The organism is Butyricimonas sp. RTP31003st1_G1_RTP31003_210430 (assembly GCF_040920905.1).
Taxonomy (GTDB): domain Bacteria; phylum Bacteroidota; class Bacteroidia; order Bacteroidales; family Marinifilaceae; genus Butyricimonas; species Butyricimonas paravirosa.
This window is the reverse complement of the sequence record NZ_JBCOSQ010000023.1, coordinates 60,308-71,985: the sequence shown is the minus strand read 5'-3', so window position 1 is coordinate 71,985 and position 11,678 is coordinate 60,308. Positions and strand designations below refer to the sequence as shown.

8 protein-coding genes and 1 rRNA gene are annotated in these 11,678 nt (G+C 37.5%); 8 read left to right on the top strand and 1 reads right to left on the bottom strand.

Translation table 11 applies throughout. The annotated features are described in order from the left end of the window. Window positions 1–317: 317 nt before the first annotated feature. The 3 genes from rrf to AB5542_RS09195 all read left to right on the top strand — a co-directional run bounded on the left by rrf (window position 318) and on the right by AB5542_RS09195 (window position 2,059). A 5S ribosomal RNA gene (gene rrf / locus AB5542_RS09205) occupies window positions 318–428 on the top strand. Window positions 429–549: 121 nt separating this feature from the next. Next, a complete protein-coding gene (gene ftsY / locus AB5542_RS09200) occupies window positions 550–1,500 on the top strand; it encodes a signal recognition particle-docking protein FtsY (RefSeq protein WP_279038704.1) in 951 nt (316 codons plus the stop codon). 70 nt (window positions 1,501–1,570) lie between these two features. Further along, entirely contained in the window at window positions 1,571–2,059 is a 489-nt protein-coding gene (locus tag AB5542_RS09195) for a low molecular weight protein-tyrosine-phosphatase (protein ID WP_279038705.1), read from the top strand. Here the strand turns inward: AB5542_RS09195 and AB5542_RS09190 are convergent. Beyond that, window positions 2,056–2,634 (bottom strand): RNA polymerase sigma factor, encoded by a 579-nt coding sequence (locus tag AB5542_RS09190; protein WP_279038706.1) that lies wholly within the window; start codon window positions 2,632–2,634, stop codon window positions 2,056–2,058. The genes AB5542_RS09195 and AB5542_RS09190 overlap by 4 nt on opposite strands. A gap of 187 nt (window positions 2,635–2,821) precedes the next feature. On the opposite strand from AB5542_RS09190, the gene AB5542_RS09185 reads away from it, so the two are divergent. The 5 genes from AB5542_RS09185 to AB5542_RS09165 are packed head-to-tail and all read left to right on the top strand — an operon-like array spanning window position 2,822 to window position 11,678. Then, window positions 2,822–4,213, top strand: coding sequence for a TlpA family protein disulfide reductase (locus tag AB5542_RS09185; protein ID WP_279038707.1), 1,392 nt, complete (start codon window positions 2,822–2,824; stop codon window positions 4,211–4,213). Between the two features lie 7 nt (window positions 4,214–4,220). Beyond that, on the top strand, window positions 4,221–5,390 hold the full coding sequence (locus AB5542_RS09180) for a FecR family protein (RefSeq protein ID WP_279038708.1): 1,170 nt from the start codon (window positions 4,221–4,223) through the stop codon (window positions 5,388–5,390). A gap of 34 nt (window positions 5,391–5,424) precedes the next feature. Further along, a complete protein-coding gene (locus AB5542_RS09175) occupies window positions 5,425–8,937 on the top strand; it encodes a SusC/RagA family TonB-linked outer membrane protein (protein WP_279038709.1) in 3,513 nt (1,170 codons plus the stop codon). A 12-nt stretch (window positions 8,938–8,949) separates the two neighbouring features. Beyond that, entirely contained in the window at window positions 8,950–10,347 is a 1,398-nt protein-coding gene (locus AB5542_RS09170) for a RagB/SusD family nutrient uptake outer membrane protein (protein ID WP_270544609.1), read from the top strand. Window positions 10,348–10,358: 11 nt separating this feature from the next. Further along, entirely contained in the window at window positions 10,359–11,678 is a 1,320-nt protein-coding gene (locus AB5542_RS09165) for a TlpA disulfide reductase family protein (RefSeq protein ID WP_270544607.1), read from the top strand.

Genomic DNA, 11,678 nt, shown 5'->3' with positions numbered 1-11,678 from the left:
CAGGTGTAAAGCCGGTGACGGCAAAGCCGAGTGGTACTAATCACCCGAAAGTTGACGTTCGGTGGGTGAGATGATTCGATTAACGTTCCGGGCAATTGTCAATGCAATTGATAATTGCCAATTGAAAATGGAAAGTTGAAAATTGAAAATGATGAAAATGTTTTCGAGATTCAAGGGCCATGATAGATGAAGCATGAATAAATGAACTTTAAAGATATTGTCACGAGAAGCCAGAGGGCTCGATGAAGTGACGAGGATGGAAGAGTTTAATTCAAGTTAAAATTTTAAATTTTAAACTCTACATTCTAAACTAATTAAAAGGTGTCTATAGCGACGGTGATCCACCTCTTCCCATCCCGAACAGAGAAGTTAAGCCCGTTAGCGCCGATGGTACTGCCGACAGGTGGGAGAGTAGGTCGATGCCGAATTTAGAAGAGAGGGCGAGTTCAAGTGACTCGCCCTTTTTTTATTTTCTTTCATTTTCAATTCTTCATTTTCAATTTTCAATTGTTTTACCTACCTTAGCGTTCTGAATCAATTTATGTGGAAATGGCATTATTCGGTCTATTTAATAAAAAGAAAAAGGAAAGCCTTGATAAAGGTTTAGAAAAGACGAAAGAAAGTGTATTCAAGAAACTCTCTCGGGCAATTGTGGGTAAATCCAAGGTTGATGACGAGGTTTTGGATAACTTGGAAGAAGTGTTGATTTCTTCGGATGTGGGAGTTGATACAACTCTTCGTATCATTGAACGAATCGAAGAAAGAGTACAACGGGATAAATATGTGGGTACGGATGAATTAAACCGGGTATTGAAAGAAGAGATTGTAGACTTGTTGAAAGAGAATAATTCAACGGATTACGATGCTTTGAGTTTACCGGAAGGACATGGCCCTTATGTGATCATGGTAGTCGGTGTGAATGGAGTGGGTAAGACAACGACAATTGGTAAATTGGCTCACAAATTTAAAGATGCTGGAAAATCTGTTATTTTAGGAGCTGCAGATACCTTTAGAGCTGCCGCAGTAGATCAGTTGGTAATCTGGGCGGAACGAGTAGGGGTACCGATCGTAAAACAGGGAATGGGTGCTGATCCGGCTTCTGTGGCTTTTGACACACTGAGTAAAGCGAAAGCGGAGAATGCAGATGTGGTGCTTATTGACACGGCGGGACGTTTACACAATAAGATAAACTTGATGAACGAATTGACGAAAATCAAGAAGGTCATGCAAAAAGTGATTCCGGATGCCCCACATGAAATTTTGTTAGTACTTGACGGTTCTACCGGGCAAAATGCTTACGAACAAGCAAAACAATTCACCTTGGCCACGGAAGTAAATGCTTTGGCGATTACAAAACTGGACGGAACGGCAAAAGGTGGCGTTGTAATTGGTATCTCTGATCAATTCAAAATTCCCGTGAAATACATTGGTATCGGTGAAAAAATTGATGATTTACAAGTATTCAATCGTGAAGAGTTTGTAGACTCTTTATTTAATTAATAGAACATAATTTTTGAGAGCGGTTATTATGGCAAACAAGGTCATGATAACCGTTTTTTAATGTTTAGTTATGAAGAAAAGAATTCTGTTTATATGTTTGGGTAATATATGCCGCTCCCCGAGTGCCGAGGCAATTATGAAATATTACGTGAAAGATCGGGGATTGGAGGAACAATATTATATTGATTCTGCCGGGATTAGTGGTTATCATTCCGGTGATCCGGCGGATCGTCGGATGCAAAGTCATGCGATAAGAAGAGGATATGATCTGACCAGTTTATCCCGAAAATTTTATCCGGATGCAGATTTTTCTGATTTTGACATGATTATCGGTATGGATGACCAGAATATCCGTGATCTGCAAAGAATGGCTACATCCGAGGAAGAAAAGAATAAAATATTCAAGATGACTGATTTCTGCCAGCGTTTTTCCTACCGGGATAGCGTTCCCGATCCTTATTATGGCGGGGATTCCGGGTTCGAATTAGTGTTGGACTTACTGGAAGATGCTGTTGAAGGTCTGTTAACGTATTTAGATGAAAAAGAAGGCTACAACTAATTTATATGATTATACAAATAACTTAAAATAATCATGATAGCTAATAAGTCGTCCCCTGTTTTCTTTCTCAAATCTTTACGTAACAACTCTATCATTTGTGCTTTTTGTTTCTTTATAGCGCTTTCGGTAACGCCTAATAATGTTGCAATTTCAGCATTTTTTAAACCTTGTTGAAAATTGAGTTCAAATATTTTTTGATATTTTTCGGGTAAATTTGCGATTGAGGTATATAGTAGGTTTAAAGTTTCTTGTTCAATAATGCTATTTAAAAATTCGATGTCTTCTTCCTGTTGAGAAAGGTAATTCTCTTGAGCATGATTTTTGCGTAAAATATCAATTGCTGCATTACGAATGCAGGAATATAGAAAGGATTTGAAAGTAGATACGGATGAAAAAGTTTCACGTTGCTGGTAGGCCTTGTATATCGCATCTTGAACACAATCTTCGGCTAGAAAACTATAATCATTCCCAAGGTATCTGGAGGCATAAAGTAATAACTGCCCATATGTATTTTTATAAAAAGTTTCCAGTTTACCGGATTTAAATTCTGCTAGAACATGTTCAGGTGTCGTCATACATTATTCTTTTTATTAGCAAAAATACATAAATCGTGGAACTTAATGTATTAAAATTCATATTTTTGCAATCTAAAGTGTACTCATGGATTTCATGTCTTAATTTAATTTCTAAAAAAAAGCGACTTTTTTGCTGTCCTTTTGGTTTTGGATTACGTCTCTTGAATATACCATTAAAAATGAAAAGATGAAAAATTCAAAATTAACGAAGATTCTAGCAGCTGTAATTTTATTTTTGTTGCCGTTTTTTTCTCAAGCGCAATTATTAAAAGGGACAGTTCAGGGTAATGTTGAGGATATTCAACTTGCTATTTCACGAGACGGGGATGTTATGTCTACGGAATATATCGAGATTAACGTGGCTGATGACGGTTCATTCTCTTTTGATACAAGATTAATGACACCATTTAATGATGTTATTTTGTATATTGGAGAGAATACAATTTGTGGGGCTCATTTGGAGAATGGGAAGATTTTGGAAGTAATGATTAACAAGGCAGAGGATGGGAGTATATCTTTTACTTTCGAGGGGGATCATAAAGTTATTTCCGAATTCTATTCATGTTTTGCACAAGCGTACGATATGATGCGTTACTTACCGATGGATGTTTCTCAAGCAAAAACTTATAAAGAGTACCGGGAGATATTAGCTGATGAAACGGTGAAGATGAAAAAAATGCTTTCTGTGATCTCTGATAAACAACTTCGGGAATATTACACGAAAATGATTGATGCTACTGATAAAAGTTTGACTGTTCGTTTAATTCAGGAAGAGGCTCGTAAGCAGAACAAAAAGAATACGGATTTTCCAGAGTTCGCAAAAATTATTGATGCGATAGATGTAAATGATGAAATTAGTATGCGATGTGGTTTGTCTTTTGATTTTATCGGAGCAAAGGTGAATCCCGAATTAGAAAACTACGGTGGAGATATGACTCCATATTGTCTTGAATACATGGATGTGGTAGATCGTTATGTAACAAACGTTACTGTGAAAAAAGTGTTTGCCAATACCTGTGCCTATACTTATTTCACATTTGGTAAGGGAGGTGATTATATGGCTTTCTGGGAAAAGTATAAAAAGTTTGCACGGGATTTTCCGGATATGATTACGAGATATGAAGGAAAAATTGAGGCATTGACGAAAACAGCAAAAGGGAAGGATGCATTTGATGTCACGATGTTTAGCCCGGAAGGGAAACTTTGTAAGTTATCTGATTATTTTGGGAAATTTCTTTACATTGATGTGTGGGCGACCTGGTGCGGACCTTGCTGTGCGGAAATACCATATTTGGAGAAGTTGGTTGCTCATTTTAAGGGGGATGATCGTGTACGGTTTATAAGTATTTCTGTTGATGCTAATAAAAAGGCATGGCTGGATAAACTTGAAAAGGATAAACCGGAATGGTCTCAATTTATATTGTCTTCTAAAGATGCAGCGACATTTCAGGAGGCATGGGGAATTAGTGGTATTCCTCGTTTTATCATGATTGATAAGAATGGTAAAATATTTGAGGCTGATGCAATGCGTCCCTCTGACGAAGGAATTATTGAGTTTATTGAAGAACAAATAAAATAGAGATTGTATGCTTGATAGAACGGATTTGTCTCTGACGGAACGAATTGGTCGTTTAATATATCGACGAATCTTGGGGGTTATTACTGCCGAGGAAGTGGAAGAGTTGGATTCTTGGCGTGATGCAAATCCTGCTAATGAAGTGACTTATCAGAAACTGCTTGATACAGCTTTTTTGGAACGAGAATACAAGCGTTTGAGAGCGGTGAAGGTTGATCGTCCTTTAGCTGATATGGAAAAACGAGTTCGATATAAATCCGTGCGTGGCTACCGTCGTTTGTTATGGCAGGTAAGTAGTGCTGCTGCCGTGTTGCTATTCATAACAAGTACCCTTCTTTATTTGAATACACGCCCGGATGTAGTGTTATCTGAAAAGCAGGAAACAGAAATGTATGCCGCACAAATTCGTCCGGGAGAGACAAAAGCCGTTCTGATGTTAAATAATGGGGTGGAACTTGAATTGGGGGCAGATCAGGAAAAGAATCAAGTTGCCATTCAGCAAATAAGAACAGTTTCCAAAAAGGAAAAAATATTAAATAATCTCACTACTCCACGTGGCGGGGAGTTTAAAATTACATTAGAAGACGGTACACAAGTTTGGTTGAATGCAGAGTCCCAATTAATTTATCCTGATACATTCAGTGCTAACGAGCGACGAGTGATTTTAAAAGGGGAGGCATATTTTGAAGTTGTGAAGGATGAACAAAAGCCGTTCTATGTCGAGTCTAACGGGCAGGTGGTACGAGTGTATGGAACAGAGTTTAATGTCCGTTCTTACGAGGAAGATGCTGATATATATACAACTTTAGTATCGGGGCGGGTTTCGTTACAATCGATGAATGGAAATGAGGCTGAATTAATTTTAACCCCGGGAAAACAAGCTGTCTTTGATAAGCGACAACGATCAACTTCTGTACGTCCGGTTGATACGCAAGTTGTTACTAGTTGGCGGAGAGGTATGTTTGTATTTGAGGAACAAAACTTGGAGCAAATTATGCGTGATTTGAGTAGGTGGTATAATTTTTCTTATGAATTTAAAGATACTTCTTTACGTGAAACGGTTTTCATGGGGAGTGTACCGCGTTATGGTGATTTTAATGAAATATTGGAAATACTGGAAAAGAGTGGTGGGGTGAAGTTCCGGGTAAAAGATCGAGTGGTTATTATATCTGCTTTATAAAAAATACTGATAACTAAAATAAAAATACAACATGATGGAAAAAGTTAAAAGAAGCTTGATATTCGGGCTACTATGGGTGTTACTTGTTTATCCGTTAACCGGGTATTCACAGAATTTAACTGTGAATTACAAAGGTATAACGATCGAACAGGTCATTATTGACTTGAAACAGAAAACAGATTATAATTTCGTGTATCAGAAACGGATTTTGGAAGGAAAAAAACTTGTCACATTGAGTTTTACGAATGTTCCGATGACCTATATTTTAGATCGACTATTACTGGAAGAGGGGTTAGATTACGAGATCGTGAAACAAAATGTGATTATTCGGGAAGCGGGTAAAGAGAATTTTAAACGTGTCATATCCGGAAAAGTCGTTGGCGAGGATGGGGTGCCCATGCCGGGGGTAAATATTCGCATAAAAAATACCCATACGGGGATGGCAACGGATATTAACGGGGAATTTTCTATTGTTGTTGATAGTAAGGCGCCCATTCTAGTGTTTTCTTTCGTGGGAATGCTGGATAAAGAAGTCAGGATTTCTCGTGAAACGAAAATTCCTCTTGAAATACGAATGATTTCGGATATCGCTTTGATGGAAGAGGTTATTGTGACCGGTTATCAGAATATAAAACGTGAACACGCTACTGGTGCTTACCAAAAAGTCTCTTCCAAGGAATTGGGTAATCGTTATTCGACGGATATTGTAAGTAATTTGGAAGGACGTATACCCGGATTGGTCGGATATAAAAACGGGCTTAACGGGGAAGGAGAATCCACGCTTTCTATTCGCGGAGTCGGATCTTTTCAAGCGAAAACAAATCCATTAGTGGTGGTTGACGGGCTACCTATCGAAGGTTCCATAGAAACGGTTAATCCATACGATATTGAAAATATTACTGTTTTGAAAGATGCTTCTGCTGCATCTATTTACGGGGCTCGAGCCTCAAATGGGGTGATTGTTATTACGACCAAAAGGGCTCTCTCTGAAAAGTTGGATATAGATGTTAGCGTTGATTTGAGTTTAAGTGAAAAACAGAATTACGATAATTATAAATGGTGTACTCCTTCTCAATTAATAAAATTGGAAGAGTATAATTTTAAATACGTGACAGAAGATCCGGAGGGGTATGAAACGCTAAAAAATGAGTATGATTCTCGGAGAAATTTAATGAGTCCGATCACGCAACTTATGATGGATCGTTACACGGGAAGTATAGGAGACGCCGCGTATAAAGAACAAATTGAGACATGGAAAAAGAATAATTATCGCAAGGAGTGGCAAGAGGTTATGTTACGTCGTCAACTTTTGCAGCAGTATAATGTGGCTCTCCGCACGAAAGGTAAGTATCTTAATTCAAGTATTGTTTTGAATTATAAAGGCGATAATACCGGAATGTCTGAACAGGATAGCCATGCGTTAACCATGAGTTATAAAGGGGACTTGGACGTGAGCAAGTATTTAGATTTTTCTTTTGGACTGAATTTGATGAAAGAGTATAGCAAGATGCATGCGGATATGTTCGGTTATAAAGGAATGCATGCTTTTCAGCCTTATTTGAGTATGTATAATGAGGATGGGAGCAGAGCTGTAATGCGAGCCAGTGTTGATTTATCCGAACCTTCCCTTACCGATTCATCTTTGGGTTTAAAGTCTGAAGAGTTCAACTTATTGGATGAAGTAGATCGTAATTTTACCAAGACCAACAGAACGAATCTTCGCACATTCTTGCACGCGACATTTAAGGTCCTTCCCGTGTTGAATGTAGGAGCAAACTTCCAGTACGAAGATATTAGTTATAAAAGTGAAGAATTTTATGAAAAAGATTCTTATGATATGCGACATTTGTATAATCTTTTCACGAGTGATGGGGTTCATTATATTCCGGAAGGAGGATTATTGAAGGTGAATAACTCGGATGGGAAATATTATACATTCCGTACTCAAATAAATTACAATCAGGTTTTGTCAGAAAAACACGCTATTGAGGCAATTGCCGGATTTGAATATCGAGAAGCAAAAGACAGGACGATTGTGTCTATGTTGTTCGGGTATGATGATCAGTCACAAACGAACACAACGCATTTATTAGATTTTGATGCCATACGTAATTTGACTTCGACTGATTTGGGGACAAATTATTCTCCTTTGGAGGTATCCGATTTAATAAATTATGGCACTACGGAAACTTTACATCGTTTTTATTCTCTTTATTTTAATGCAAATTATACGTATGATTCACGTTACAGTGCATCCTTTTCTTACCGGTTGGATAAAACCGACTTATTCGGTGCCGACCCAAAGTATAGAGGACGTCCGTTGTGGTCTGCCGGGGCGAGTTGGAATATTAATAATGAGGCTTTCATGGAAAAGATGGATTGGATTAACGCGTTGAAACTTCGAGTGAGTTACGGGTTAACCGGGAACATTGATTCTTCCGTGTCTTCTTTCCTTACGGCAAGTATTAATATTAATTCAATAACGGGGGATAAGATGGCTACCCTTAATACTCCTCCTAACGACCAGTTACGTTGGGAAAAAACGGAATCTTGGAATTTAGGAGTGGATTTTGCCCTTTTTTCTAATAGATTAAACGGTTCATTGGATTGGTATCGGAAGTATAGTTCTGATTTGTTGGCTACGACGGATCTGGATCCTACTTCCGGATGGAATTCTTTGACTATAAATAATGGAGAGGCTTTGAATACGGGTGTTGAATTGATGTTAAACGGTTCCATATTGTCTGCCAAGGATAGAAATAAATTGGGTATTCACGCGACATTAGCTTTTGCGTATAACAAAAATGAGGTAAAGAAAGTAGATCATGCAGCCCCCGATGGTTATACTTCTTTGGGAACTTTGCATGAAGGCCGTCCAGTGAACAGTCTGTTTTCTTATCGTTTTGCAGGATACACTAATGATGAAAACGGAAATCAGCAAGTGACTTGGAAAAAGGCGGATGGTACGATAGAGAGTGTTAGTGTTATGCAAGAAACTTTTACGCCGGAAGATATTGTATTTTCCGGAGGACTAGATCCTAAATATACGGCAAGTTTTACTCCGGAATTTACATATCAAGGTTTTACTTTATCAGCGATGTTTTCCTATTATGGAGGGCATTATATGAGGACTCGGGTGGATGATTATACAAATGAAGGGAGTTATCTGGGATATGGTAACCTAGAGATAAGTGCTGTTCCTCGAAGTTATTTGAATTATTGGGAAAGTGGTGACAAGAATGCTTATTTGGCTAATGGGTACGCTGCTAATGCTATGAATTTAATAGCTCCTACTTATTCGGATCAAAATGTTGTGCCAGCCGATTTTATGAAAGTAAGAACGATTGTTTTAGGATATGATTTTCCCGAAAATGTTTGTAAAAAAATAGGTGTTGGTGCCGCTCGTCTCAGATTCCAAGTGAATAATGTGGCTACTTGGGTTCGCAACAAGCTGAATGTCGATCCGGAGGCGAATGACCCTTATTCTGGGAGTACCTTGGATAAAACTCCTAGAAGTTATACTGTGAGCCTGAATATAAATTTTTAGAAAATACAAGTTATGAAAAAAATAATATTACACATTTTACTCTTGTTGTTTTTGGCATCTTGCGAGGACAAACTTGATATAATACCGAAGGGGCAAACTGTATTAAATACATTGGAAGACCTTACTAATTTGTTGAATCAAGAATATAATTTAGGAACACCGGTTGAAGATTTATGTGTTATCTGTAATGAAGCATATAGCCATAGTGAGAACGTGAATTTAATCCTGTCACAACCTAATACCTTAGCGTGTGCTTACCTTTCTTATAATGAGAAAACAGATCGTGTTGGGCTAACGACAGAAAGTAGCCGATATGCGGCGATTTATCAATATATCAATTACATGAATGTGATTATTGATAAGATCGACGATGTAGAAGGTGAAAACTACATGAAGGAACAAGTAAAAGCGGAAGCTCATATCATGAGGGCTTATATGCATTGGCTTGCAGTCAATATTTATGCTAAACAATATGATGACGCTACGGCAACAAAAGAGGGGGGAATTGCTTACGTGACTGATCTTGAAGTAACGAATCAAAAAACGAAATTGACTTTATCGGAAGTTTACGAGAATATATTGGCTGATTGTGATGAGAAATATATAAACGCTTTACCTGATAAAGCTCCTAATGTAACTCGTGCAGGAAAAGCATGGGGGTATGCCGTTCGTGCAAAAGTATTGATGCAAATGAAAAAATATGAGGATGCGTTGCCTTATGCATTGAAGTCTATAGAATACCAGAATAATATAGAAGATCGTTCTGTCATTGTCGAACTACGTGACTGGTATTTGGAAAAAATGGCTCCTAATAATTTAATATATATAGGCGGAATGGTTTCTCCGTTTTGTGAGGTGCTTTCTATCGAGAGTGCAGCTCTTTTTGAACCGGGGGATTACGTGAAAGATTATGCCTATATGTTTGGTTCGGGTATGCCAGGATTTGAGGCTTGGAATCCCACGTATGGGGAATCTAACGGGGGTGTTAAAGGAGCTTTGTTTTTTTATGGAATGAGTTCCTATACTAATATTTTTGGCATTACCACAGAACGGATGTATTATACGGCTGCCGAATGTTATATACGAACCGATCAAGTTGATGAAGGTTTGGACCTTGTTAACGCCGTGCGTGAATATCGAATTCATCCCGATTCTTTCGAAAAATTTGAAGCATCCACGGAAGAAGAGGCTATGGCTCTCCTGCAGAAAGCGAAATGGATTGAATGTATTTCTACTTACGAGAATTTCTTCGATTGTAAGCGTTGGAATTCTGAAGAAAAATATAAACGAACGATTACACGGCAATTGCCTGCTGGTACTTATTCGATCGAGCCGGATTCTCCATTATGGGTGTTTCCTTTTCCAGCGAATGCCGTACGTTATAATTCATCACTTACTCAAAATTATTAAAAATAAGATTTATGAAAAAAATATGGATATTTATTGGTTGTATTGTTTTGATGGCATGCGGCCAAACATCAAACAACTTTGTATTAACAGGAGAATTTGAAAATTGTACTTCCGGGTATGCTATAATTAAAAGTAATCGGGGAGGACAGATAGATACAATCCGGATTGCGACAGATGGAACTTTTACTTATAGTAAACAATTGGATACTTCTTTAATGTCTTTTGTGATGGTTCCTGACCAACAAGCATTTTTTAATGTAATAATGGTTAATGGGACGACAACTCATTTGAAAGCGAATTTAAATGATTGGATGGATTATCAGATGAGCGGTGATTTGGAAACAGCTTATCTTTTCTATACGGATGTACAAAAGAAACTATCAGAAAAATCAGAAAAGGAATATACTTCTTTTAAAGATTTGCAGACAACATCGTTGAATTTTCTGGATTCTGTTAGGGCGACAATTAAAAATATACCTAATGAAGAATATCGTAAACTTCAACTTCGAGAGGTAGAGGATCTTATAACAGTTGGATTATTCACGTATCTGGATAGATTACGAGCTAAAAATTTATCCATATCCAGTGATCCGGATTATAATCGATATATGGAAAGTTTGGATTATAATAATCCGGAATTTTTACGTAATGGTTATACGATGTATTACTTGAATTGGCGGGGAGAATGTGACGGGGAGAATGGAAAAATTTCTTATTTGGATATGTTGGCTGTTGCGGAACAAAAGGTAACTAATAAGGAAGTTCGAGAACGGATTTTTAAAGAAATATTGAACTCTTATTTCTCTGAAGGTGACGAGGCGGAATTGGAATCTATTTATGCAAAAGGTAAGACTATTTTGAAAGAAGACTCCGTGGGTATGAAATGGTTGGCAGAGAAATATTCTATTTTTAAAACTCTGAAACCTGGTACGAAAGCGATAGATTGTGAATGGAGTGATCCGGAAGGAAATGTTTCCAGATTATCCGATTTGCAAGGTAAAGTAATTTACTTAGATGTGTGGGCAACTTGGTGTGGACCATGTTGTGAAGAGATTCCATATTTAGAAAAGTTAGTTGAGCATTTTAAAGGTAATTCGAACATTGAGTTTGTCAGTGTCTCAGTGGATAGTAGGCAAAAGGATTGGTTAGCTAAACTAGAGAAGGATAAACCGGAATGGAAACAATTTTTATATAAGAATTTTTGTGAATTATATAATATCAATGGAATTCCTCGTTTTATTATGATTGACAAAGAAGGTAAGATTATCACCGTAAATGCACCACGTCCTTCAGATCCGGAAATTGTTGAATATATATCAGATCATATTTAA

What these genes read in the sequence shown, in the direction of transcription:
- ftsY (WP_279038704.1), top strand. Translation starts at nt 550, where the DNA reads ATGGCATTATTCGGTCTATTTAATAAAAAGAAAAAGGAAAGCCTTGAT.
- AB5542_RS09195 (WP_279038705.1), top strand. Translation starts at nt 1,571, where the DNA reads ATGAAGAAAAGAATTCTGTTTATATGTTTGGGTAATATATGCCGCTCC.
- AB5542_RS09190 (WP_279038706.1), bottom strand. Translation starts at nt 2,634, where the DNA reads ATGACGACACCTGAACATGTTCTAGCAGAATTTAAATCCGGTAAACTG.
- AB5542_RS09185 (WP_279038707.1), top strand. Translation starts at nt 2,822, where the DNA reads ATGAAAAATTCAAAATTAACGAAGATTCTAGCAGCTGTAATTTTATTT.
- AB5542_RS09180 (WP_279038708.1), top strand. Translation starts at nt 4,221, where the DNA reads ATGCTTGATAGAACGGATTTGTCTCTGACGGAACGAATTGGTCGTTTA.
- AB5542_RS09175 (WP_279038709.1), top strand. Translation starts at nt 5,425, where the DNA reads ATGGAAAAAGTTAAAAGAAGCTTGATATTCGGGCTACTATGGGTGTTA.
- AB5542_RS09170 (WP_270544609.1), top strand. Translation starts at nt 8,950, where the DNA reads ATGAAAAAAATAATATTACACATTTTACTCTTGTTGTTTTTGGCATCT.
- AB5542_RS09165 (WP_270544607.1), top strand. Translation starts at nt 10,359, where the DNA reads ATGAAAAAAATATGGATATTTATTGGTTGTATTGTTTTGATGGCATGC.